The organism is Verrucomicrobiia bacterium (genome assembly GCA_035629175.1).
In the GTDB taxonomy this organism is placed as follows: Bacteria; Verrucomicrobiota; Verrucomicrobiia; order Limisphaerales; family DASXHY01; genus DASXHY01.
In genome coordinates this window covers 1-25,409 of sequence record DASPIL010000068.1, presented here as the reverse complement: position 1 = coordinate 25,409, position 25,409 = coordinate 1, and the positions used below count along the sequence as shown (strand labels likewise).

The following is a 25,409-nucleotide window of genomic DNA, read 5'->3' as shown; positions in this document are numbered from 1 at the left end:
GACGGGCTGTATCGCGGGGTCCCAGCCGGCGGGCCGTAAACGCGCAAGCAGGTTGGAAACCTCGACACCGAAGCAGACTCGGAGGTCTGCTCTATGAAACGGCGCCCGTAGCGCCGAAGACAACGCGTCAGTGCGAGTGGCCGCCCGAAGCCTCCACGGCTGGCGCGCCGGGAAGCTCTGACTCCGAATTCGCGCCAGGCAGGGCGCCTGCGCCTTCCGGATCGCCCGCTGCCTCGGTTTTGATCTCCAGCAACTCGCCGCGCGGCTTCAGGAGCGGCTCGACACTCCACGTGGAGACCAGGTAGGTCCAATTCGCAAGACCCTGCTCCTGCTTGAGTTTCTCCTGAAGCCTCGCCTGCTGTTCCTTGAACTCCTTGTCGAGACGTTCCTTGTCTTCGGGCTTTTCGTCGGCAGCCGTGCTGCGTTGTGCTGGCAGATTGGCAGTAACGTTCACCGTGAGGGGATACGCATCGTTCGTCTGCCCCCCCACCTTCAACGCGTAGGCGAAACCATCGAACGTCTCAATATTGATCAGCGTCGGCTGATCTCCGCCCGCCGTTGTGACATGCTCGCCAGAAAGGACATCGTTGAACGAGGCGGAGCTGAATGGATATGTCACGCCGGAACTTTTCGAGCTGTCCAGCTTCTCCTCAGGCTTCGCGTTTGCAAGCTCCCATTCTCCTGTCTCACTCGCGCGGACGAGCTTCCAGGAATTCGTGGCTTCGGGGAACACCACCTCAATGGTCCGCGGTTTCTCAATGCGCAGAAAGTCCTTGTTCACCCATTGCGCAGGGTTTGCCTCGATTTGATCGAATGTCTCGGATACAAGCGCCACGGAATCCGGGTTCGGTCCCACGGCCACATACCGCCCGTCGGGCCAGCTTCCGCCATCCATGCCGCCCATTGGCGACCCTCCCCGCCGCGCGCTCATGTGCATCTTGCCGAGCAACAACGTTCCCAGCGCCTTGCCCTCCGCCGACTTGAATTCCACCACCGTCGCGGCGTTCGTGCCCGAACCTGTCGCCAGCTGCATTCGCGCGAGTTGCGAAGCACCGACTTCCTCCGATTGCACTGCCTGAAGCTCCGACGCCTTGATCACAAATTCGCGCAGCTGCGAAAAATTGGCGGGATAATCATTGCGCTCATCGACGCGCCACGTTCCGTCTTTCATTACAAGCGTCACGCCATTGGTTCCCTGATGGATGCGCACCTGTGCAACATTATCGACGGGCAGGTCCGCGAGCAGCTTCTTGCCGAGGCTTGAATTGCCAGCGGATCGCGCCTGCTTTTGCTTGTTGAATATCACCAGCCCGGCGCCGCCGAGCACCACGACAAGGACGAGCAGAATGCCAAGTTGTTTCCGATTCATTTTGCTGAAGTGCGTTTGTGTTTGAAAACGGCAAGGGCAATTCCCACGAGGCCAACCGCGATGGGGATCGTCAGGATGTTATACCACTGAATGCGGCGTTGCAGCGCAGTGACTTCGCGTTTCAAGTCTTTCTCCACCTGCCGCAACTTCTTCCCGATTTCGCCCTCTTTCTTGCGCAGGTTCTCGATTTCAGCCTGCTGCTCCGGCGACATCCGAAAACGCTGCGACGAATCCTTGTGCTGCTGCAATTCATTCAGCCGCGCGACAGTCTGCTGCTGGCTTTCCTGCAGGTTGCGTATTTCCGCCATGTAACGCTCCTCCGCGTCCTTTTGCATCGCCTTCACGCGCGTGAACGGACGATTCATCACGGTCCGGCTGCGAACCGCGATGAGGTTGCTGTCGCCCGAAAGCTGCTCGACGAGGTTCAATGCGAAATTGAGGTTCCCATTCAGCGGCGCCGCCATCTGGCCGAACGGCGTGTTCATGCGACGAATGGAAAACCCGTCGTTTATCATGTCCGCGTCGCCAATCAACACCACGCTGGTCTCCCGTTTCCCTTCCTTCAAGGCAGTGTCCGATGTGGCAACCGCATTTGTGTCGGAGTTGCCCGCGTCCTGGTCGGAGGGCTTTCCGTTCGGAAACGCGGTCTTGAATTTTCCTGTCAGGCGAACCGCCAGCGCGTATTCCACGCCAGCCGGCTTGAAGTCGCGAAGGATTCCCTCCGCTCCGAAGTTCGACATCATCCCGTCCACCAACTGCGCGTCCTTGCTGCTCTTCAGCAGCACGCTCTGCTTCAACCCCGCCGCGGGCGTGCCAGTGAATGCACCGCCGGAAAAATACCAGACACTGTCCAGCGTCGCGGTCGCCAGGTCTTCAGGATTGATCGCCTCGCTCGCAAGGGTCAGCCACGCAGGGCGGCGTTGGGTGCGATCCCCCGCCTCGCCAAGCTCCATGTTGTAGGTCCGATCCGCCACGACTTTCGCGGTGTCGTACTGCAGGCCCCAGCCCGCGAGAAGGCGTTCCAGCGACGATCCCGCGCCCGGCATCTGGCGCATCATCGGATTCTGATTCTGGCTGTCCACCAGCGATTGCGAATCCAGGAAGGCCACCAAACGCCCTCCGCGCAGCACGAACTGGTCGATCGCAAACTGCGCCTGCTCGGAAATTCCCTTCGGATGAATTAGGAACAGCACATCGACATCGTCTTCAATTATTTCCACATCGACGGCGACATTGCGAACTGTGAAATCATTCTGGAGTTCGCTGATAATTGCCCACGGTTCCTGTCCGCGCTGGCCCATCTGCATCATCATGGGATTGGCAGGTGCTCCAAACACGGGAAGGCCGGACATCACGCCCACCACAGGTTTCTCCGGCGTGACGACGCGTGTAATCGCGCGGGAAATGTCATACTCCAGCTGCCGCTCCCGCTCAGGTGACAGAAATGGAATCGCTTCCTTGGCGTCCAATTGGCTGACAGCCAGCCCAAGGTAGAAGCGATCGCCGCCGGGCAACGGCTGTTCCTCCAATCCGTCCAGCCGCGCGGAGTCTTCAGCATCCGAATCCGGCTCTGGATTGAACTTCTCGATGATCAACTTGCCCTTTGAAACCTGGCGATACTCAGCGAGCAGGTCTTCAACCTTCCGCGCGTGCGAGTTCAACATCACGGTGTAAGGCGTCGCGGCGTCAGTCTGAGTGCAGTAAAAGCGGATGCGCACGGGTGTATCAAGCTTCGAGAGAATCTGGCGCGTGCCTTCAGAAAGCGTATAGGCCTTTTCCTTGGTGAGATCCACACGGGCTCGCACGGCACCCGTGATGACATTGACCGCCACCAAAATGGCGGCCATGACTAGCACGCCAATCGTCGAATACAGAATCGTTTCAACAGTTTTCTTCTGCATAAAAATCCTTGTTCAACCCGCGCGATGCCCGCGCAGGATTACGCTCGTTGTGAAGAGACAGAAACCGATCAGGGACACAAAGAATACAATGTCTCGGGTGTCGAGAATGCCGCGTTGGAATCCATCGAAATGCGTGATCACACTGATCGACGTGATCAGGTCCACCCACAACGGCGACAACACGCCCGAGATCAGCCGCACCACGGGCGGAAACCCGGCGAGGATCAGGAACAGGCAGGCAACCACCGCGACAATAAAGCTCACCACCTGGTTGCGCGTCATTGCCGACGTGATGCAACTCACCGCGAGATACGATCCCGCCATCAGCCAGCTTCCGAGGTATCCCGCAAAGATAACGCCATTGTCGGGTTCGCCCAGGTAGTTCACCGTTATGACGATTGGGAACGTCAGTGCAAGCGCCAGTCCCAGAAAGATCCACGATGCCAGGAATTTGCCGACAATCGCCTGCCACGGGGTGATCGGCATCGTGAGCAGCAATTCAAGTGTCCCCACGCGCCGTTCCTCCGCCCACAACCGCATTCCCACAGCAGGCACCAGGAACAGGTAAAACCATGGATGCCAGAGGAAGAACGGCCGATCGAGTGACGCCTGGCCGAGCTCGAAGAATCCTCCGACGAGGAATGTGAAGAATCCGCAGAGCAGCAGGAAGATGATGATAAAGACGTACGCAAGCGGCGATGAGAAGTACGCCGCGAGTTCGCGCTTTGCGATGGTTTTAATGTTTGCCCAGGTGTTCATTTCGATGCCTCCACTTTCGCCGTGTCGGACATGGTGATACTGCGGAAGACTTCGTCCAGCCGGCCCTCCTCGGTGTGCAGTTCCTCAATGCGCCAGCCTTGCGCGGCGTCGGCAATGCTCTGCGCCAGCGCGCCATTGATGTTGCCGTTCGGGAAGACCCGCGCCGTGACACTCGTCGCCTCCTCCCGCAGAATTGCGGTTCGCTTCACGGTCGCGAGCTGTTTGAGCCGCTGACTCAGCGCCGCCGCATTCACGCCGCTGACCCGCAGCGTCACCGCGCCGGCGAGTTCCGATTTCTGCCGCAACTGCAGCGGCGTGCCGTTCGCCACGATGCGTCCGCGGTCGATGATGATCGCACGCGAACACACAGCATCCACTTCCTCAAGAATGTGGGTGGAGAAAATGATCGCCTTCTTTTCGCCCATGCGGCGGATCAACTGCCGCACCTCGTGCTTCTGGTTGGGATCCAATCCGTCGGTCGGCTCGTCCAGCACGAGCACGTCAGGGTCATGGATGATTGATTGCGCGAAACAGGTTCGGTGGCGATAGCCTTTGGACAGCGTGTCAACGCTCTGATGCAGGACGGTTTCAAGAAAACAGAGTTCCGCCGCGCGATGAATCGCTTTCTTTTTGGCGTCGCCGCGCAGCCCGCGAATCTCTGCCGCGAAATTCAGAAACCCGCCCACGGTCATGTCCGCATACGCAGGGGCATTTTCAGGCAGGTAGCCAATCAGGCGTTTGGCGGGAATGGGATTCTCCACCATGTCATGCCCGCCCACGCTCACCTTGCCCTCGGTCGGAGGAATAAACCCGGTGATCATGCGCATCGTGGTGGACTTGCCAGCCCCATTGGGGCCGAGAAAACCCAGGACCTCGCCGCGTTCGACGGAAAAGGAGATCCCATCGACGGCGCGCTTGGCGCCGAAGACTTTGACCAGATTGTCGACTTTGATCATAGCAATCGATTTTTAACCAGAGTGAAACGAGCGTTTCAAATATCCAGACGCGCTGCGCTTGTAAATGGTTTTTGGCAACATTGTGTTTGGCCGGGCCATTTTCTACACTGCCGCGCAATTTGGTTTTTTTGACAAATTTCGGAACAAATGTTCAAAGATTTTTCATCGGTTGCGCGCGTTGCATTGCTCGCGGTGTTCCTGACAGCAGGCTGCAGAAGCCTGCCGCCATTGCCGCGCGCGGACCTCGCGGCTCCGGGTTGGACAGTATTCCAGGGCCAGGCGCTCTGGCGTAGCGAACACGAGGCGCCCGAAATTGCAGGCGAACTGGTGGTTGCTTTCCACAATGACGGCCGCACGCTTGTGCAGTTTTCCAAAACACCCTTCCCGCTCGTGATCGCGCAAACCACCGCAAATGCATGGCAGATCGAGGCGCCCGTGGAGAACCGCCGCTTCGCCCGCAACGGCGCCCCGCCCAGGCGCGTGCTCTGGTTTCATCTGCCTGAACTCCTTCAATCTTCTGCAGGCGAAAAGCCGCCTGAGCCGTGGTCCTGGCGCAAGAATGGCGACGAACTGCGCGTGGAAAACCGCTCGACGGGGGAACACCTTGAAGGCTTCCTCGAACCCGCCGCCAAGGCGCCGCGCGGCTCCCAATGATTCGCCGTTTTCGATTCTGGTTCTCGATCGCCCTGCTTGTCATCGCGGTGCTGGGTTTTTGGCGCCTGCGGTTTGACGCGGAAGTGTTGAATCTGCTCCCTGCAAAACTGCCAGCCGTTCAGGGATTGAAAATTTACCAGGAACATTTCGCCAATGCGCGCGAACTCGTCCTGACCATTGAGGCGCCCGATGCAAACGCGGCCGAGAACGCAGCGCGTCTTCTTGCCGGCCACTTGCGTTTGCAAACGAACCTCGTGGCAGACGCCACGTGGCAGCCGCCATGGCTCGAGCATCCCGACCAGGCTGCCGAGCTGATTGCGTATCTCTGGCTCAATCAGCCTCCGGATGAATTCGCGCGCCTCACAAACCAATTCGCGCCCGATGCCCTGGCACGCGCCTTCACCGCTGCGCGCGAGCAGCTGGCAACATCCATGTCGCCCGGTGACATCGGCCGGCTCAGCTACGATCCCATCGGGCTCACGCAATTACCCGCCGCTGCCAGCAGCGCGGCTCCATCGTTTGGTGAAGGCCAGGAACTCTTCAGCTCCGCCGAGGGGACTTTTCGCGTGATGTTTGTGCATGCGGCGGGCGACCTCCGATCCTATCGCGACAACGCAACCTGGTACGGAGCCCTACAGGCTGAGATCGACCGGGCTCGCCCCGAACAGGAAATCGCTCCGGATGTTCGTATCGGATTCACGGGAGGTCCTGCATTTGTCTCAGAAATTTCTGGCGGCATGGAATCCGACCTAACGAAGTCGGTCGGAGGCGCGGTCCTTGTCATCTTCGTCCTTTTTCTGCTGGTGCACCGGCGCATCCTGCCCTTGCTGTGGATGCTCGCGCTGTTTGCGCTCGTCCTCGGAGGAACGCTTGCAGTGGGCGGATTGCTTTTCGGGACGGTCAATGTCGTGAGCGTCGGCTTCGCCGCCATTCTGCTTGGGCTCTCCGCAGATTACGCGCTCGTGTTGTACCAGGAAGCGTTGCACGCGCCGCATCTCTCGATCGGCGCCCTGCGGCGCATGCTCGCGCCGGGCATTCTGTGGTCCGCGTTGACGACCTGCGGCGCCTTCCTCGTTTTGAACCTTGGCGATCTTCCAGGGCTGGCGCAGCTGGGATCCCTCGTGGCCATCGGCATCGTGCTCGCCGCAGCCATCATGCTCACCTTTTTCCTCCCGCCGCTCCTGCGCAAACGCTCTGCAGCGGAAGGCGACGACCTGTCACACCCTGCTGCCTCGGCTCAAACCCCCTCGAAGGGCACAGCAGCGTGGATTGCCACCGCAATCATCGCCGCCACGGCGTTGATTCTGGTCCTGGTGAAACCGCCGCAGCTCGATTACAGCACCAATTCATTGCGTCCCAGAAGCAGCCCCGCCTATGTCGAGATGGAAAAAATCCAGTCGAAGCTGAGCCGTTCGGAATCCGCCGACTGGCTTCTTGCCGAAGCGGCCGATCCGCAGCAGTTGATTGAAAAACTTCAGGATGTCGATGCTGTTCTCAGGAAGGCTGTCTCGAATGGTGCCGTTGAAAACTACACCCTTCCAATGGCGCTGCTTCCGAACCCCGCGGCGCAGCGAGCAAATCATGCGGTGGCAGGCCGCCTCGCAGATCAGGCTTCAGCCGTCAGGCAGGCCGCGCAAGCGGCGGGATTCACGGGCGCGTCCACTGCCTTCACGGAATCGGTCCTGAACACATGGAAGCTTTCCGCCGCAAGCAATGAGCTCCTTTCGCCCACGAACGCGCTAAGCCGATGGATCTTCGACAAGGTGATCGCGCGCGACGACGGCCGCTTCTATGCGCTCGGGCTGATCCAATCCGGCAAGCGCGACGACCGCGTGCCGCTTGCCTGGGCGGCTGAACTTCCGCACGATGGCGTCTGGGTTGCAGGCTGGGAACGGCTTGGTTCGGACCTGCTGCAATTGGTGAAGCGCGATCTCTGGCGCGTGCTTGTTCCCATCGTGCTGCTGCTCGTCATCTCTCTCTTCCTGGCGTTTCGCAACGCTGTGGAAGTGCTGTTGAGCTTTGCAGCGCTGGCGTTCAGCGGCCTTTGCCTCGCGGCAGTGATGGGCGCCCTGGGCTGGTCGTTGAACCTGTTGAACATCCTTGCGCTGCCGCTCATGCTGGGCGCTGGAGTGGATTATGGAATCCACATGCAACTCGGCTTGCGCCGCCATCGTGGGAACGTTGCTGAAACGCGCCGCACCATAGGCAAAGCGTTGATGCTCTGCGCAGCGACCACGGTTGCGGGGTTCGGATCCAACGCCTGGTCCAGCAATCTCGGCCTCGCCAGCCTTGGAATCGTATGCGCCGCGGGCGTGGCGCTGGCGTATTTCACTTCGTGTTTTCTGCTGCCCGCGTGGTGGCGCACCTTTGCGTGGAGAAACCCGACGCCACCCGCAGCCCCGGAACCGGCGCAGCTCGACACTGTTCGTGCCTCCTCTCCCCGGCCCTCTCCTCCTTTGGGCGAGGAGAGGGAGAAGACTAGTCCAGAGGCACGCTTCGCGAACGGCGAACCCACCGCGCCTTCCTCGCTTTACACGGCCGGAATCTGGCGCCTGGGCCTCGCGCTTGCCCGATTTCTTCCGCGCAACGTCTGCATCGCGCTGGGACAACTTCTTGCCCGCACGTACTGGCATCTCGCCTCGGCGCGGCGCGAGGTCGTCATCGACAATCTCGTGCCCGTCATGGCAAATCGCTCCGCCGCCACTGCGAGCGCAAAGGAATTGTTCCGCAAGTTCGCCATAAAGCTCGTTGATCTCTGGCGATATGAGGCCGGCCTGCCCATTGAAAACATGCTGGGCAACGCCAGTGGATGGGATCACTTCGCGCAAGCCCAGGCCAGCGGACGCGGTGTCCTGCTGCTCACACCACACCTGGGCAACTGGGAGTTCGGCGGTCCCTGGATGAACTACAAAAACGTGAAGCTGCTCGTCCTGACGGTTGCCGAGCCAGGGCGTGACTTCACGAAACTCCGCCAGGCTTCGCGCGCGCGATGGAACATTGAAACGCTCGTGGTCGGCGATGATCCGTTTGGCTTTCTCGAGATCATCAAGCGCCTCGAAGCGGGGGCAACCGTAGCGTTGCTCGTCGATCGGCCGCCGCCGGCAACAGCTGTCGAAGTGGAATTGTTCGGAAAACCGTTCCCGGCCTCCGTCGCCGCGGCAGAACTCGCGCGTGCTTCCGGCTGCGTGCTGCTGCCGGTTTACATCCCTTACGAAAACAACGCCTACGCCGCACACATCCTTCCGGCCATTGAGTATGATCGGCCGGCCTTGCGCGAACGGGCGAACCGGCAGAAGCTCACGCAACAGATCATGCGAATTTTTGAGCCCGCCATTCGTCAACACCTGGACCAATGGTTTCATTTCATACCTGTATGGCCACGAAACAAGCAGTAGCCCGGGCGCGCGTTGCGCTTGCGATCGTTGCACTATTCCTGGTTCCAGCAATGGTCGCGTCCGCGCGCGCTGCCGCAACGAACTCGCTCGTGTCCGACTGGCTGGCGGCGCAGTCGAACCTGAAAACATGGTCGGCCGATTTCGTGCAGACACGCTCGTTCAAATCGCTGTCCGAGCCCGTGCAAGCCTCGGGCCAGCTGTCATTCGCGGCGCCCGATCGCTTTCGATGGGAAATCACACACCCTTCGCCGACCATTGCTTTGCGCACCGGCCCCGAGCTGTGGGTGATTTACCCGCGCTTGAAACGCGCTGAACGTTACCCCCTGACGGGCACTGCAGCGGGACCGTGGCGCGACACGCTGGCCTTGCTCGAGGCAGGTTTTCCCCAGAGCCAGGCCGATTTGGAAAGCAAATTCATGGTCCAATCACAAACCGTCACGAACGGGATCTGCGCCCTCGACCTGCAGCCCAGGTTAGCATCCGCGCGCCGCATGATCCCGCGCATCACGATCCTCTTCGGCACAAATGACTTCACGCTGCGAGCCACCGAACTGCAGTTTGCAGACGGCTCCACCATGCGAAACACGTTCACCCGTTCCGCGATGAACCCGCCGCTCGATCCCGAACTCTTCAAGCCCAGCGTAGGAAATGATTTCAAAGTGACGGATCCAACGCGGGACGGAAAACGATGAGGGCGCACCTGGACGACGCGCTGCGCCAGCTTCCGCACGGCTCCGAGTTCCGTTTTGTGGATCGCCTCGTAGCCCTTGAACCCGGCCGGACAGGCGTTGGAGAATATCTTGTCCGTGGCGATGAACCGTTCCTGCGCGGACATTTTCCAGGCGAGCCGATTTTCCCGGGAGTGTTGCTCGTCGAAGCCGCGGCGCAGGTTGCGGGAACGGTCGCGCAATGTGATCCGGAAATCCCCCCGCTGAATGGATTGAAGCTTACCGCGATGCGGGCGGTTAAAGTGCTCGGAACAGCGCGGCCCGGCGAAGTGTTGCACATCGATGCGAAAATCACTGGCCGCCTTGGCAACCTCGTCCAGGCCCAAACCAGCGTCACCGTGAATGGCACGACAGTGATGCAGGCCGACCTGACACTGAGCGGCGCGTAAGCTTCACGGCCCCGCCGAATCCACCATTCGAGCACCGTTCTATCGCATCGAAACAGACTGGCGGCCGGGAGAGTAACGCCAATCCTGGCGGCCTTCATACGCCATCGTTTCATGCACGAGCTCGTAGAGATCCGCGTCGTAGTTCCGCAAAGCCTCGCGCGTTGCAATGGACGGCGCACCGGGGGAACGACTTTCGTTGGAGGCAGCATCAAAATAGGCCGTCACACCGCCGGCCCAATAATCCACGGCGCTGCGCTCTGAACGCGAACCCTTCCACAAGCCCTTCGCTACGGCGTCGCCATGGATCTTGCGCAACCGCGCATCAAACTCCTCGTCCAGTCGTTTCACTCGAAGTTCATACTGCTGCACGTTGCGGCCGCGATTGTTCCAGTTGGGGTCGACGGGCCGAAGCGCAGTGTGAAAGTAGAGGGCGCGCGCGAACTGCCGGATGACCTCGCAATCGTTGGTCAAGCGTCCGCCGCGTTCACCAACGATGTTCTCCTCCCCCACCACAATGAGCCTGGCCTCAGGCACGTAATCAAACCCACGCGCATCACCTGCCACCCTGGCGTCGCCCGCAAGGCGCGCAAATTCGGGAAGGTCGTCCAGCGATTCGCGGCGGCCAAGCACCACGAGTTTTAGGTCCGCCGCGATCAACGCCTTCAAAATGTCATGCCGATACGCAAACATTTTGCGAATGGTATCGTTCGCCCGAAGCATCGCCTCGTCACTTGCGCCCCGGCCAACCACCGGAAATTCCCGCGCCCAGGTAAACTTCGTGTAATAGGGCTCGATCGCGAACTGCGCCGGCGGGGCGCTGATGCTGGGCTGTCGCTGCAGGAAGGTGTAACGCCAATCATTGCTCCCGCTCAGGTTGAACGTAGAGCGCACCAGCTCGTATCCAGCCGGGTCATACTCCTTTAACTGCTCGCGCGTCCCGATGTGATTGTGATTCCAATTGTTCACGCGATTGCAGTCAAAGTAAGCCTGGCAAATCTCCGCCCAATATTCCCCCGCGCTGGAACCCGCGTAAACATTCTGCCACAAACCCTTGTCGCGGGCCTCGCGGAAGGCGGCGTTCTTGCGCTGGTTCCAGGCGGGATCCATCGCCCTCAACGCGCCATCGATCGTGTGACAAAATTCATGCAGCCCAATGCTTTCGTCGTCGTAACGGTCCAGCGGCAGGCACAGCAGGTTCTCCTCGCCAAAGCTTGTCGGCTTCCCGCCCGTTCCCCGCACGCGCTCGTTCAGGTATTCGGGGTTGGCGTTGTTTCGATACTCGGGCATGTCGGTGTAGACCTGGTCCTTTCCAATAATGATCAGATACATGCCGTTCGATACCATCGCCGCCGCGATGTCCGGACGTCCAGCCAGGAGATGAGTCACGAGCCAATGTGTGCGTTGCAATGCTGCGTCCGCGACAACGGATGAAGCCACGACGGGGATGCCCGACACGTTCACATGCTTGCCGTAGAACTGGCGTGCCGCATCGCGGTCGCGATCGCGGACGATCTCGAAGAATGACTCAGGCGGAGGGACAACGCGGATGTGGTTGGCGCCCGTGTCGAGCCTCGTCTCCTTCGCAGAATGGGAAAGGCAGCCGCAACCGTAATGGACAGCAAGGAACGCAAGAAAGAGGATTCGAATCGATCTCATGGTGAACCGTTGAATTCAACGGGAACCCTGCGGGAAAACCCATGTTCGAAATGCACCCGCTGCTATTCGGCATGCTCCTTCAGCCGAAAGATCGTGAACGAATGCGGCGGGAGTTCGTGCCGTAACGCCCCACCTGCCATCTGCGTTGTGCCATTTCGTGGAGTCACCTTTTCCGCCGTCTCGAGCGAATTGTTGTCCGCTGGATCGGCGGATGTCAGCGTGCTTGTCCAGACCTCTGATTCAAATCGCGCCGACCCAAAACGAAAATGCGCAGGATACGCCTCGCTGGAGGAATTGATCACCTTTAGCACGAGTTCGCCGGCCTTCTCATCGCGCCCCGCCACGGCATAAACGGGCGGGGTTGGCTCCGCCGTGACATCATGAACCCGCTCGCCGTCCAGGTAGCAGCGAATGTTCTTCCCGGCGAGTTGAATGCGGATGTCATACCAGCGATTCGTTTCGATCCGTCCGCGCGCGGGAATGCCGATGACGTTCTGGTTACCTTGCGAGCTGAACTCGACTGCGTGCTGCGTGTTGCCCCAGCCGCCCAGATTCCACCAGTATGTTTCGCCGCCTTTGCGCCCAAATTGCACAAGAAACCCTTCGCCCCCGGCGAGTTTGCGCGCCTTGAGGCTCAGCGTGTAATCGCTCCACTCCGGGTCGCCGTAAAAACGGGAACTGCGGCCGGGTTGCCCCTGGCGAAATGCTCCCTCATGAATTGTCCATTGTCCGCCACGACGCTGCTCATCGATCCATCCCTCGCTCCCCTCCGAAAAATCGGACGAATACAACGTCTCGCCATTTTTCTCGACCCGCACGTCCTTGAACTCCGCGCTGGTGTTCCACGTTCCCACGCCGATCTGCCCCGCGATCCGAAAATCCGCGAGTGACGGAACGTTCACCTCCGTCGGCACCGTGCGCGCTGGAACATTCTTCCCGAACATTTTCCACAAGTAATAGGAAGCCGTTCCGAACGATCGCGTGCCATCGAAATAGATCATGGCGTGCCATGGCGGCGGCGCCCCCGTGAGTTCGGTTCGTCCTTCAACGTGCCCCAGCAGAGGCGCGTACGAAACCATCTGCACGGTGTCCGCATTCCTCTCGCAACCCAGCAGGAAGATGCCTTCCGCCAAAGCGGCGCGGAGGTTTCCCCGGGTGTTCCCAGCATCGCCCGACGTTACGGCTACCTCTCCCAAATACAGCGGCGGCAGCGCCCGATCCCGCCCGTCGTATTCCTTGAACCGCCCCGCAAACCACGCGGTTGAGCTGTAGTAATGCCGATCCTCAATTTCGAACCTGGCGCCGCCCATTGATTCGCGGCTCGTCCAGGAAAGATCTGCCAGATACTGGATATCAGGATGACGCGCTTTCATCGCGTCGTGAATGAAACGATAGCGCTCGCCGTATTCGCGTCCCTGGTTTTCGTTTCCAATTTCGACCATGCGCAAATTGAACGGGCCGCTGTGTCCCGCGTCCGCGCGCAAGCGGCCCCACTGCGAATCCGCAGCGCCGTTCGCATATTCCATCACGTCTAGAAAGTTGTCGCGGATGCGGCCCATCTCCGACATCGGGACATGTTCGCGTTCCCGATGGATGCAGGTCTGGCCGGCAAATCCCACCCAAAGCGGTTCGGCGCCAAGGTCCTCGCAGAATTGGAAATACTCAAAGAGTCCCATTCCTTGAGTGCGCCGATAATTCCACGGGCCCCATCTTTCCTGTCGCTGTTCCAGCGGCCCAACGGTCAATTTCCAATCGTAAGCAGTTTCCACGGTCCCGGCATCGACAACGCAGCCTCCAGGAAAACGCACAAACCCCGGCTTGAGATCCGCGATCAATTGCGCGAGGTCCGGACGCAAACCGTTCGAACGCGAGCGCCAGGTCTGTTCGGGGAACACCGAGACGAAGTCCAGCCACACGGATCCCTTGAAGGCAGCGCCCACAACGAAACGCGCCTCCGCTGAATTGGTGCGTGCGGTGATTCTTCCGGAATACCGTTTCCAGTCGCGGGTCGTCACATCGAACTGCACCGCGTCCGAACAAGCATTTCCTTCCGCATCTTCAAACCGTACCCAAAGCGCCCCCGAAAAATTGGTTCCCGCGCGTGCGTAAAGCGAAACCTGGTAGTTTTGCCCTTCCCGAATTCCAATCCCGAAAAATCCTTCATTCACGAGTCCGACGTGCCCGCCATCCACCCGCTCCACGTCCAGGCGCACGCAATATCCCGAAGCTTCCGTCACGCCTCCCGCGGTTTGCAGGTGCATCGATGCCGCCGCGTCGCCTCGCTGCAACAGCGTCCAGAAGGGAACCCCATTCGTCGTGTAACCGTAACGCGAAAACCCGGAATCAAAACCGTGTTCATCACGCCAGCGGCCATTGCGAAACGCGTACCCTTCCGGCGGCCGCGAATCTTCGAACCCACGATTGCGAATCATCTCGGCATACAATCCGCCGTCGACACCGTGATTAATTTCTTCAAGGAAGATTCCATACATCCGCGGATTCACGGCCGGACCGGCGCCGCGGACGTCCACATCGATGATCGCCCTGCGTCGAACCGGCCGCGGCTCGACGAGTGAAACCTGCAGCCTGCCGCTGTAGAAATCGTCCAACAACGCGTACGCAGCGGGATCGTATTTCCGCAAGCCCTCGGGACCGCTTTCAGGCTTCGGTTCCGTCATGTTCATGTCGCCATGCGTGCCGAAGTACCACATGGAGAGCTCCGAGAAGAATTCATCGGCGTTCACCGCGGCATAGCCCTTCGTCCAAAGTCCTTTCCCGATTGATTGCTGATATTGCTCATCAAATCGTTCGCGGACATCACGGCTCATCCCAAGATTCCGGACGGCGTGGGCGAATTCGTGAACGCAGATATCGCGGCCGTGGTATTTGTCGTTCGGAAGCCGCAACAGGTTTTCCTCGCCGCACGAGGCGAGCCGCCCGCCCATGCCGCGCGTGCGCTCATCGCGCGTCAGCCCGCCGTATTCGGGCAATGGCTTGCCCTTGTCATGGCGCCATTCGGGAAGATCCGTCGTGACCTGGCCGCGGCCGATGATGTGCAAGGCGACGCGATTCGTGATCAGGTTGGCAACAAGGTTCGGCTGGTGGGAAAGCATCTTATCGAGGCGGCGAAAAGCTTCCCGCAAGGCTTCGTCGGCAACCACCTCATGCGCCTTGATGGGAATGCCGCGACAAACGATCTGTTTCGAAAAGAAATCCCGTTCCGCCGGCTGCAACCGTTGAATGGGCGGAGCTTCCCCGGCCGCGGCCTGCGACAGGCCGCCGGCCCAGCAGCAAAGCCACACGACGAGTAATTCGACGATTGCCAGGGATTGGCTGAACGGCGAAACGGCGCGATGGCGCCCCCCAACGAAACGGTTGCCTGGAGTCATGTGAAATGTGAACCAAACGGCACTGCCGCGGTTACAGCAAATGCGGCTTAGGGAATCAGCGCATCGCCAGGGCCGGAGCCCGGCGGCGGGTGACAACGGGATGATGTCCGTTGCTGCCGTTGGAGGATTTAACGGGCACATTCATCAGCGCCTCGATTTCATCGGCTTCGATCGGGATGTTGGACATCAGGTCGACTGGACCGCTCTGCGTTACAAGAACATCATTCTCCAGCCGCACGGCCAGTCCTTCCTCGGCAATGTAAATCCCCGGCTCCACAGTCATCACCCACCCTTCCTGGATGGGCTCAGTCGTGATGCCCACGTCATGAACATCCAGGCCGATAGGATGTCCGACCCCGTGCATGAAGTATCGCTTGAACGCGGGCGAGTCGGGGTGCTGCTGCCGGATTTCTCGAGACGTTATCAACCCAAGCTGGAGAAGTTCCTCCTGAACGGCGGCTTCCGCATCAGCCTGCCAATCCTTGATCTTGCGGCCCGGCTTCAATCCCGCGATGCATTGACGCAGCACGCGGAGAACTGCGTTGTAAACCGTGCGCTGGCGGCGCGTGAATTTGCCGCTCACCGGAATTGTGCGAGTCAGGTCGGAATTGTAATTGCCGTAGGCCGCCGCCACGTCAAGCAGCAGCAATTCGCCCTTTTCGCAGCGGCGCGCATTGGCAACGTAATGAAGGCAGCAGCCGCTGGAGCCCGACGCAATGATCGGCAAATAGGAAAACCGTGCGCCTTGACGAATGAATTCATGCGCGAACTCTGCTTCAATCTCGCGCTCGAGAACGCCCGGCCCCGTCATCCTCAACACGCGATGAAATCCCGCGGCCGTGATTTCAACAGCGCGCCGCATCAGCGCGAGTTCCCATTCCGATTTCACCGCGCGCAACCGGTGCAACAGCGGTGCAAGCCGTCGATACTGATGCAGCGGATATCTTCGCTTCATGTCCGCAATAAACCGCGCATCACGGCTTTCCACTTCAATGATCGCGCGCTTGTGTTCGTTGCTGTTCAGGAAGACATACTGCGACTCACAGACAAGCCGATGGAACAAGCGCGGAAATTCAGCCAGGCCATGAATGTTCTGGATGCCGGTCAACGCGCGCGCCTCGTCCTTCGTCAGCTTGTGCCCCTCCCAAAGTTCATTTTCCGGGGTTGCCTCGCGGAGAAACAACAACTCGCGATGCTTGCCTTCGTCGGCGTCCGGATACAACACGAGGACCGTCTGCTCCTGTTCAACACCCGTCAGGTAGAACAGGTCGGAATTGACGATCGTGCATTGGGTGCCGTCAGCGTTCGTCGGGCAGATGTCATTCGCATTGACGACCGCCAGCGCGTTTCGTGGAAGCAAAGCAGCAAGGCGCTTTCGGTTTTCCACAAACAGCTGCGGGTCGATCGGATCGTATCGCATAGGACTCGCAGAGGCTAGGCATGCACCGCTTGTGCGCCCATGAATTAAATGCACAGCAACCTATCGGATATCCCCCAGAAAAGCGGAAAGAGGATTGCGGCGCTTGGGAGCAACTCCAAAAGCGGGATTCAAAATCCCATTGTCGTAGCGCAAACTTCCAAGTCTGCTCAGACCGTCAGGATCTCCTTCTCCTTCGCCGCAACATGCGAGTCGATCTTCGCAACGTATTCATCAGTCAACCGCTGAAGCTCCTTTTCCGCCTTCTCCACTTCGTCCTCCGTCACACCACTGTCATGGCCGTGCTTTTTCAGTTGTTCCATTGCGTCGCGGCGCACGTGACGCACAGCCACACGACCATCCTCCGCCATTTTCTTGATGATCTTCACGAACTCAAGGCGGCGTTCCTGGCTCAGCTCCGGAAAAAAAATGCGGATGGTGCGGCCCTGGACTGCCGCAGAAAGGCCGAGATTGCTCTTCTGGATCGCCTTCTCGATCGGGTGCAGTGAATTGGCGTCCCAAGGCTGGATGGCTAGTGTGCGCGGCTCGGGAGTTGTGATGCCGGCCAGCTCGCGGATGCGCATGTTCGAGCCGTACACATCCACCATGATATTTTCCACCAGGCCCGCCGACGCTTTGCCAGTGCGAACGCCCGCGAAGTCGTTGATGACGACCTGTTCGGTCTTGATCATCTTCTCTTCCGCCTCAAGGAGAATTTCGTCCAGTGCCATAGTGGCGGCAACCTAGCAAAGGCTCCGAAACGTGTATAGCGGCAATGTTCCCTGCTGCAGGTCCGCGGGCTTCAGCCCGCTTCAACGTGAAATGTTCCGCTCGCGCGTGCAGTTTCCATGCTCGATCCGCGTCCACGTCCAAGCAGCCTAAAGGCACGCGCTCCTTTTATGCATCCGGATCAACCCAAGGCGATCGTGGCCACCGCCGTATAACGCGCTCCGCCCGAGCCCAATTCACTGCGAATCAACTCAACCTCATTGGCTTCCCATTCGCCAAAACTCCGGCCCTCCATTCCTTTCGCCGCCTGAAACAATGCCTCCGCTCCCGCCCGGCGAATTCCCTGACAACGTCCCAGCGTGACGTGGCCCGTGAAGGGTTCGGCACGGTCTTCCGATGCAAACAATCCGACGGCCGATTGCACCTTTGCTTGCAGGCCTTCCAGTTGCCGTTGGTCGTCACGAATGCCCGCCCAGATCACATGTGGAAATCGCGGATGCGGAAAAAAGCCAATCTTTTCTGCCGCCAACCGCATCGCACACCAACCGTCGACGCCGCGGCGCAAGGCCGCCGCCACCGCGCCAGCAGTGGTCGAATCCACATTGCCGAGAAACTTGAGGGTGATGTGAAATTGCTCCGGCCGCGTCCACCGAACTGCACGGGGATCTGAAACAGCCGCGCGCAACTCCTCCTGGGCGTGTTGCAATTCAATCTTCACTGCCTCAGGCAATGCAATTGCAACGAATAATCGCCATGCATTCGGAAGCGACTCCATGCCCGCTCCTCCACTCATGGCAAAGGCTCGCCACGGGCCGCGGTAAGCAGTCGATACCATTCCTCGCGCGTGAGCGTAATCTCGACGGCGCGCGCGGCGTCACGGATCCGCTCGGGATTGTTGGAACCTACAATCGGCACGATCCCGCTGGGATGCCGCAGCAGCCACGCAAGCGCAATCACAGTTCGGCTGACGCCGCGGGCTGACGCGACCTCCTCCAGCACGGGCAGGAACTTGTCGGGTTGATACTGTTTCTGCCACGAAAGCAGCCGTCTCGCGCCGCCGCCGATCAACCCACCCGCCAGCGGACTCCACGCCATTGGCGTGATCTTCTCGACGAGGCATTGATCCAGTGTGCCATCGTCGAACACATTCAATCGCGCCAGGCTGATTTCCACCTGGTGCACGATCAAGGGCATCGGACACACGACCTGTAACGCGGTAACCAGAGTTGGGCGAAAGTTGCTGACGCCGAACCAGCGCACCTTTCCAGCGTCGCGCAAACGGGTGAAGGCACTCGCAATCTCCTGCGGATCCGCGAGGTAATCGGGCCGGTGCAGCATGAAAATATCGATTGCCTCCATGCGCAGCCGCTTCAATGAGGCTTCGCATTGTTCGACAATGTAATCGCCCGAGAAATCCCAGCGATGCGGCGAAGAGGGCTCGGGATCGCCCGCGTGCCGAACACCGCACTTGGTGGTGACAACGATCTGGTCGCGCATTCCCGGGGTGTCGCGAACCACGTCACCGAGGATGCGTTCCGCCTCACCGCGGCCGTAGATATTTGCGTTGTCGAAAAACGTGTAGCCCGCGTCAAATGCCGCCCTTACTGCGGCGCGACCATTCGTTTCGTTTTCAGCTGCGGATTTGTCCGACGTTCCCGCGATGCGCCAGCAGCCATACGCGAGCCGGCTTGCCTTAAGCGAACTGACGCCGATGGAAATCGTTTGCATGCATGCGAACCTAGAACTGCCTGACCCTGCTGCAAAGGAAAGAAACGGGCTGCCCAGTGGTTGTGAGGAGTGCCGCACTCTGGGCCGCAGCAACGTTCGCAACCAAACGCATCATCGCACAGCGCAAGAATGAGGTTCGGTCGTACGAGCGGTGCTGCCAGTCTGTTGCCGCCGGGTTCCTTCGCTAAATGTTAGTTCGGAGTCCCCGTTGCAGGATGCATCTTTCCAGCTCGCCGCGAGACCCACAGAAACGCCGAGGCTGTCGCGATCCCGTATGGAAGAAGAAAAGTCATCATGCGCGCGGAGTCGTGACCGGAGCGCCCGTAGAAAACAGCTGCAGGCACGCAGGTATGTGCCTGCATGGCATTGAAACAAAAAGCGGCTGGATTTCTGCAGCCGCTGCAGTGGCAACTCTGATGCGATCAAGCGCGGCGGCGAAACGCCGCCAGGCCAGCCGCTCCCAACGCCAGCAATGCGCCTGTCGCGGGTTCCGGCACAACCGAGATCATTATGTTATCCACTTGGACGGTGTTGTTGGCATCGAATCCGAACCCGCCGTTGCCATGGCTCAGGCGAAACCAGAAACCAGCCGTGGGATCAAAGGTAGCCGGTCCAGTTGTCTGGTCCAAGGTGAACTCCACGTGTGTGTATTGGCCGTTCGCCAGTGTGGGAGTGAAAATGCGCTCAATGGCGCCGCCGTTCTGGAGGACGGAAACGCTCAGGGGACTGTTGTTGTCCGAACCGTTGATCAATATGTCAAGTGCCACGAGAATGTCGCCCATCCCCGCCGCTGCGCCGGCTCCGCCGACTCCGTAGAACGTGTACTGGTTCCATGTGTAATCCACGCCGCCGGATAAATCCCACGTTCCAAACAGCGCCTGGCTGCCGCCGACACCGCTGTTATTCACGCCCGCAGCAAACGAGACCGAACCGCTGCCCGTACCGCCCTGGATCTGCCATCCCGTGCCCTGAATATCGCTGATCGCGGTGTAAGATCCAGGCGTGCTGGCACTGGAGCCTGCGGCCGATCCTTCGAAGTTTTGTTGATAAAGTGTTGCAGCGGATGCCGATGGAATCGTCAGCGCGACGGCAGCCACGGATAGAAGTGTTAGGGTTTTCATGGTGCTCCTGATTTGTTTCTTTGGCTCTGGCTTTATCGTCGAAAACCGTTTCGGCAGTCAACTGCAGAAGCGCCCTCCAGCCGTAGCGAATTATACTGAACACGAAACACCCCCGGCTGAGTTACGCTTGTTCCAGCGGCGATCTCACGTGCGGATGTATATTATTCCCCCAACCTCCTTTCGGATGCAGGTTCGAGAGCGCGACTCCTGCGGCTGCCCGGTGGGAGGATGCCACTTGATCAATGCAGAATTCTCGCAGATGCACACGCGCTCGGGTGGAATCGCCATGCTCAGTCCGTACAAGAGTGGCCTCTTTAATGCCCCGGCTGTTCAGTTCGTCGGAACGACCCCGGGCCGAAGTTACACCCTCACCGCATGGGCATTAACCCCTGAGGCCTTGCCGCAGGGATTTCGGGGCGACTTATTTCTGTTCTTCGCGGACATCAATGGTGCGGTGATCGGAAATTTTGCCGGAAGCGTAACCTGGCTGGATCACGCGCGCGCTGGGACCGCGCCGCCCTTCACCAACCGTCGTGCAGTCTCGAGGGTATCAATGTCTGCGACAGTCTTGTCCGTTCGAATGCGGGCTATCCGCGGAAAGCGCATGGCCAGGCCGCTGTCGTGGCGCTGGCTTGGCTGCAATTTGTCGAACGCGATTTCAAGAACCGTGTCCGGGGGCACTTCAAAATATCTTCCGTGCTGGCGAATCGCCCGCGCGAGGAAATGCTCCGTCAGCGCGGCGATCTCGACATCCGTCAATCCGCTGTAAGCTTTGCCGATCACTTTCAATTCTCCCGATTTCTCGTCGCGCACGGCAAACGTGTAATCACTCAGCACCTTGCTTCTCTTTCCATGCCCATACTCGGCACCAACGACCACGCAATCGAGTGTGGCGAGCGCCTTCTTCAGCTTCAGCCACGCGAGGCCGCGGCGGCCAGGCACATAAACACTTTCCGGATCCTTCACCATCAGACCCTCGTTGCCGCGCTCCCGGGCCGCAGTGAATGCTCCGTCAATCTCAGCAGCCGAATGCGCCTCCGTGATCCGCGCGAGGTCGAGCGCTGACGACAACGCGAGCTGCTCCAATTTTTTGCGCCTCGATCGAAGCGGCTCATTCAGGAGCGTCGCGCCGTTGTGCCAAAGGAGATCAAACGCGACAAACCGCACGGGCACTTCTTCATGCATGAACAGGTCGTGTTCGCGACGGCCCAGCCGCTTCTGCAGTTCGGAAAACTCCAGCACCGTTTCGCCACGCATTGCAACGATCTCTCCATCGAGCATGAAATCGCCAGGCATTTGCGCGGCCGCCTGGGCAAGCTCGGGAAATGTTCCCGTGATGTCCTTAAAGTCACGCGAATACATCGCGCCACGCTGCCCGACCTTGTGCAGCTGGCATCGAATCCCGTCGTATTTGTCCTCGATCCACACTGCTTCCAAAGGCGTCGCGTCCTCCGCTGTAACAGCCGTGTCGACTCGTTTCGCCCGCCCCTGGATGCGTTCCCAAATATCAGCCGCCGTTTCCTCTGGCGACGCAAGCATCACCTTGATGGGCCGGAACGGAACCAGTGAGGCCTGATCCAATTGACGCCGCGCCGCGAGTTGCGCGGTTTCGCCTATGTCGCCCAGGAGCAGATTTGCCCGCCGCACCTCGTCTGCGCTGCATTCAAACGCGCTCGCAATCGCCTCCTCCACCAGCCCTTCCTTGAGCCCGATTCGCAGATCCCCTGTGATGATCTTGACGAGATATTTGCCCTCCGTTGGGGAGCACCCCGCAAGGACGCGGCTCAACACCGGACGTTTCCCCGAGGGACCCCGCGCCGCGTGAAGCTGATGAAAGAAACCATCGATGTCAGCGACAGTGAAGGTGCCTCCGAACGCACCGGGTCGCGATTGGAGAACCTCAGATGCCGTTTCGCCGAGATCGCTGTGCTTGAGATAAACCTGATGAAAAGTGATCTCATCGATGCCTGCCGTTTCGCAGAGCGCATCGCGCAACACGGCCCAACCAAGTTGCATCACCTTGTTCTGGCTCGATGCGAATGGGCGCCCTGAAAACCATGTTGCCGCAATTCCAGCCGAAACCGCATCCAGCGATTTGAGATACTCGGCAAGCCGCCGGATCTTTTCAAGTTTGCTGCTTGTCTCACAAATCGCGGCGCTCACGCCGGCGAACCGAGCGAATGCATTTGTTGTCCCCGTTGATGCTTCACGGCTCGCAATGGACGGACTGTCGTTGATCGTTGGCGAATCCATCGCTCGGCGCTTCGATCTTAAAACCCGCCCGATTCCGGCGCTCCCTTCCAATCGCAGCGCCAGCTGCTCGTCCTCGCTCAATGCCTGCGCGTCAAATCCCATTCCTCGCAGCGTTTGCGCGAAGTCAGCAGCGAACCCGTGAAGCGTGTAAACCTTCTTCGGTTGAACCCGTTTCACGAACTCCAGGAGATCGGGAAAATCGGCGTGGTCGCTCAGCGCAAATGCGGCGTCGCATTGATACCGATAGCGGCAATTCGGGTCCACGGCCCAACCCGTAAGTATCGCCGTGCGCGTTGCGCCCAACTTCCGAAGCATCGCCGAGTTGGCGGCGTTTGGCGGACAGATCAGGACTTTGCCGCGCGCGGATGCAGCGTGATACAATTCGTATTGGGGAAAGCAATGGCCGAACTGTTCATACACCTGTGTCAGCTTGTGAACCGCGCCATGCAGCATGATCGGCATTCCCGCCTCTCCCAGGCTGCACAAAATTTCCTGGCTCTTGCCCAGTGAATAGCCAAGCAGCACGGGTGTTTCGTCATTGTCGAGCGCTTCACGGCAGAATCGCAACACACTCTTCATGACGGCTTCGGTCGGCGGGAAGACGTAGTGCGGACGTCCAAACGTGGTTTCCATGATCAGGACGTCGGCAGGTTGCGGCTCGCACGGTTCCGCCGACAAACCGCGGCGCAATTTGAAGTCGCCTGTGTAAAGCAGCCGCGCCCCGTCCTTCTCAACCAACGCCATTGCGCTTCCGAAAATATGGCCGGCAGGAAACAGAGTGATGTCAAATTCCCCGCCATCGTTTTGGAAAGTGGCCGTTTGACCGAACGATAGTCGATGTTCGAATCGCTCGCCTCCCATGCGGGCGTGCATCAGCTTCGCCGTCGGTTCGCTGAGGATGGTTTCGCGATGCGCCGCTACGTGATCGGAATGGGCGTGGCTGATGAAGACGCGCTCGGGACCAAGCCGCGGCTCGTGCGCATCGAGCCACAAGCCAAGCTCAGGCAGGTGAACGGCACCGCGCTGAAACTCGATGTGGAACTGGGGCACAAACCAATTTAGGCGGACGCCGCCCCGTGTCAAAACGCGGAAAACCCGCGCTGCCGGAAAGCGGGAAATCGCGTCCCGACTCTCTGTGTTATCCGTGCGTCCTCCTGTTCAAACTTTCTTTCTTCGCGTCCTTCGCGTGAGGTTATTGCTTGGCCACGGGAAGAGGTATAGCCACGAAAACGCGGTCTCCGGGTGGCATTCCAAACCGATTGCAACTCGGCGCTCCAGCACACCGTAATCCTTTCCTATGGATTTTTTTCGCGGCGGGATACTATGCTTCGTCATGGCAGAGAAAAGTCTCAGTGAGATTACAAGGGACGTGCGCCTCCTCTATCAGAAAGGTCACGATGCCCTGCAACGGGATAATTTTGATTACGCGGTCGATTTGTTCAATCAGGTGCTGCAGAAGGAGCCCACGCTGTTCGATGCGCGCAAGGCGCTGCGATTGGCCCAGAATAAGAAGGCCGCCGCGGCTGGCGGTGGATTTTTCAAGCGCGCATGGGGCAGCGCCAGCTCGTCACCGCTCGTAGCGCGCGGGCAAATGACCGTTCGCAACAACCCGGCCGAAGCCCTTGCAATGGCGGAACAGGTGCTCAACAACGATCCCCATAATTCCGGCGCGCACCGCATTGTTGTCGATGCGTCAGCGGCACTCGAAATGCCGCGGACCGCAGTGTTGTCGCTGGATATTCTGCATCGCAATTCTCCCAAGGACAAACACGTCGCGATCCAGTTTGCCGAGGCATTGAGCAACATCGGCGAACCCGAACGCGCCGAAAGAGCATTGCTGGAATTCGAGCGGAATTTTCCCCGCGACCCGGACATCGCCCAGGCGCTGAAGGATGTTTCCGCGCGCAAGACATTAAACGAAGGCGGGTATAAGGCGGCTGCGTCGGGCGAAGGTTCCTATCGCGACATGCTTCGCAATGAAGGCGAGGCGGTGTCGCTGGAGCAGGAGAATCGCGTCCAAAAGACCGAGGATGTTGCCGAGCGGCTGATCGCCGAGAACGAGGCGCGGCTGAAGCAGGAACCCAACAACCTCAAGATCCTCCGAACCCTCGCGGAACTTTACACGCAGAAGGGATTGTTCGAAAAGGCGTTGGGCTACTACCAAAAGATCAAGGCGACCGATGCCGGCTCGGGCGATTCCAGCGTCGACCGCGCGATAGCCGAGACCACCGTGCGGCGATTCGATAATGACATCGCTTTGTTGGATCAGCACGCAGCGGATTACCCGGACAAAGTGGCGGCGATCCAGGCGGAGAAGTTGAATTACCAGGTTACGGAGTGCCAGCGCCGCGTGGAACGATTTCCAACGGATCTGGCCATTCGTTTTGAAATGGGTGTTCTGTATTTTCAGGCGGGAAAGATTGGGGAGGCCATCCAGGAATTTCAAAAGGCGCAACAGAACCCGCACAAGCGCATTGCCGCGATGAACTACCTGGCGCAGTGCTTTGGCAAACGGAAGATGTATGACCTTGGCGCGCGCACGTTGCAGAACGCCATCAAAGAAAAACCGGGGTTCGACGACGAGAAGAAGGATTTGATTTACCAACTCGGTTGCATGCTCGAAAGCATGGGCAAGCGCGACGAGGCTGTGGAGCATTTCAAGCAAATCTACGAGATCGATATCGGATACAAGGATGTCGCCGCGAAGGTTGACGCTTATTACGCTGGCCAGTAGATGGGTGTGCCCGCGCCGGGCAGCAGCACGCTAAATGCATTGCACCACGTTCCTGCGGTGGGGGAGGCGCGCGCTCCTGCCCGCGAAACCCAGTGATTCCGGAAGGTGGTCAGGAAAAATGGGCCAAGACATGGGAACTGCGAGGTTTTATCGAGATTCCGTCTGATGAGCAGATTTCTGTACTTGCATTCCGCAGGCGGCTTGGCATTCTTGGCCTAGGTATTGGCTAAG

The 25,409-nt window shown here is 59.4% G+C and carries 17 protein-coding genes; 5 read left to right on the top strand and 12 right to left on the bottom strand.

The window, feature by feature from the left end:
- Nucleotides 1-127 precede the first annotated feature (127 nt).
- From VEH04_12215 to VEH04_12200, 4 genes are read right to left on the bottom strand one after another with little or no spacing between them, the layout of a single operon-like run.
- Nucleotides 128-1,369, bottom strand: a complete 1,242-nt coding sequence (locus tag VEH04_12215; GenBank protein ID HYG23541.1) for a DUF4340 domain-containing protein — start codon at nt 1,367-1,369, stop codon at nt 128-130.
- Nucleotides 1,366-3,270, bottom strand: coding sequence for a Gldg family protein (locus tag VEH04_12210; protein HYG23540.1), 1,905 nt, complete (start codon nt 3,268-3,270; stop codon nt 1,366-1,368). Before VEH04_12210 ends, VEH04_12215 begins: the two co-directional genes overlap by 4 nt.
- A gap of 12 nt (nt 3,271-3,282) precedes the next feature.
- The gene (locus tag VEH04_12205; GenBank protein HYG23539.1) at nt 3,283-4,029 is read right to left on the bottom strand and encodes an ABC transporter permease; all 747 of its coding nucleotides are present in this window, start codon (nt 4,027-4,029) and stop codon (nt 3,283-3,285) included.
- Complete coding sequence (locus tag VEH04_12200) at nt 4,026-4,985, bottom strand: ATP-binding cassette domain-containing protein (GenBank protein HYG23538.1); 960 nt, start codon at nt 4,983-4,985, stop codon at nt 4,026-4,028. Before VEH04_12200 ends, VEH04_12205 begins: the two co-directional genes overlap by 4 nt.
- A gap of 147 nt (nt 4,986-5,132) precedes the next feature.
- On the opposite strand from VEH04_12200, the gene VEH04_12195 reads away from it, so the two are divergent.
- The 4 genes from VEH04_12195 to VEH04_12180 are packed head-to-tail and all read left to right on the top strand — an operon-like array spanning nt 5,133 to nt 10,151.
- The gene (locus VEH04_12195) at nt 5,133-5,639 is read left to right on the top strand and encodes a hypothetical protein (protein HYG23537.1); all 507 of its coding nucleotides are present in this window, start codon (nt 5,133-5,135) and stop codon (nt 5,637-5,639) included.
- The gene (locus tag VEH04_12190; GenBank protein ID HYG23536.1) at nt 5,636-9,034 is read left to right on the top strand and encodes an MMPL family transporter; all 3,399 of its coding nucleotides are present in this window, start codon (nt 5,636-5,638) and stop codon (nt 9,032-9,034) included. The genes VEH04_12195 and VEH04_12190 overlap by 4 nt, the downstream gene beginning before the upstream one ends.
- Nucleotides 9,013-9,726, top strand: coding sequence for an outer membrane lipoprotein carrier protein LolA (locus VEH04_12185; GenBank protein ID HYG23535.1), 714 nt, complete (start codon nt 9,013-9,015; stop codon nt 9,724-9,726). Before VEH04_12190 ends, VEH04_12185 begins: the two co-directional genes overlap by 22 nt.
- Entirely contained in the window at nt 9,723-10,151 is a 429-nt protein-coding gene (locus VEH04_12180) for a 3-hydroxyacyl-ACP dehydratase FabZ family protein (GenBank protein ID HYG23534.1), read from the top strand. The genes VEH04_12185 and VEH04_12180 overlap by 4 nt, the downstream gene beginning before the upstream one ends.
- Nucleotides 10,152-10,190: 39 nt before the next feature.
- On the opposite strand, the gene VEH04_12175 is transcribed toward VEH04_12180, so the two are convergent.
- From VEH04_12175 to VEH04_12140, 8 genes are all read right to left on the bottom strand, one after another.
- A complete protein-coding gene (locus tag VEH04_12175; GenBank protein ID HYG23533.1) occupies nt 10,191-11,807 on the bottom strand; it encodes a hypothetical protein in 1,617 nt (538 codons plus the stop codon).
- Nucleotides 11,808-11,869: 62 nt separating this feature from the next.
- Nucleotides 11,870-15,196 (bottom strand): alpha-L-arabinofuranosidase C-terminal domain-containing protein, encoded by a 3,327-nt coding sequence (locus tag VEH04_12170; GenBank protein HYG23532.1) that lies wholly within the window; start codon nt 15,194-15,196, stop codon nt 11,870-11,872.
- A gap of 55 nt (nt 15,197-15,251) precedes the next feature.
- Nucleotides 15,252-16,616: an aminopeptidase P family protein gene (locus VEH04_12165; GenBank protein HYG23531.1), complete on the bottom strand. Its 1,365-nt coding sequence runs from the start codon at nt 16,614-16,616 to the stop codon at nt 15,252-15,254.
- Between the two features lie 167 nt (nt 16,617-16,783).
- The gene (gene frr, locus VEH04_12160) at nt 16,784-17,344 is read right to left on the bottom strand and encodes a ribosome recycling factor (protein HYG23530.1); all 561 of its coding nucleotides are present in this window, start codon (nt 17,342-17,344) and stop codon (nt 16,784-16,786) included.
- 179 nt (nt 17,345-17,523) lie between these two features.
- Nucleotides 17,524-18,135, bottom strand: coding sequence for an RNA 2',3'-cyclic phosphodiesterase (gene thpR / locus VEH04_12155; GenBank protein HYG23529.1), 612 nt, complete (start codon nt 18,133-18,135; stop codon nt 17,524-17,526).
- Nucleotides 18,132-19,070, bottom strand: a complete 939-nt coding sequence (locus tag VEH04_12150) for an aldo/keto reductase (protein HYG23528.1) — start codon at nt 19,068-19,070, stop codon at nt 18,132-18,134. The genes thpR and VEH04_12150 overlap by 4 nt, the downstream gene beginning before the upstream one ends.
- 422 nt (nt 19,071-19,492) lie before the next feature.
- The gene (locus tag VEH04_12145; GenBank protein ID HYG23527.1) at nt 19,493-20,191 is read right to left on the bottom strand and encodes a PEP-CTERM sorting domain-containing protein; all 699 of its coding nucleotides are present in this window, start codon (nt 20,189-20,191) and stop codon (nt 19,493-19,495) included.
- A 492-nt stretch (nt 20,192-20,683) separates the two neighbouring features.
- Complete coding sequence (locus tag VEH04_12140; GenBank protein HYG23526.1) at nt 20,684-23,494, bottom strand: ATP-dependent DNA ligase; 2,811 nt, start codon at nt 23,492-23,494, stop codon at nt 20,684-20,686.
- A gap of 283 nt (nt 23,495-23,777) precedes the next feature.
- On the opposite strand from VEH04_12140, the gene VEH04_12135 reads away from it, so the two are divergent.
- Nucleotides 23,778-25,178: a hypothetical protein gene (locus tag VEH04_12135; protein ID HYG23525.1), complete on the top strand. Its 1,401-nt coding sequence runs from the start codon at nt 23,778-23,780 to the stop codon at nt 25,176-25,178.
- Nucleotides 25,179-25,409 lie beyond the last annotated feature (231 nt).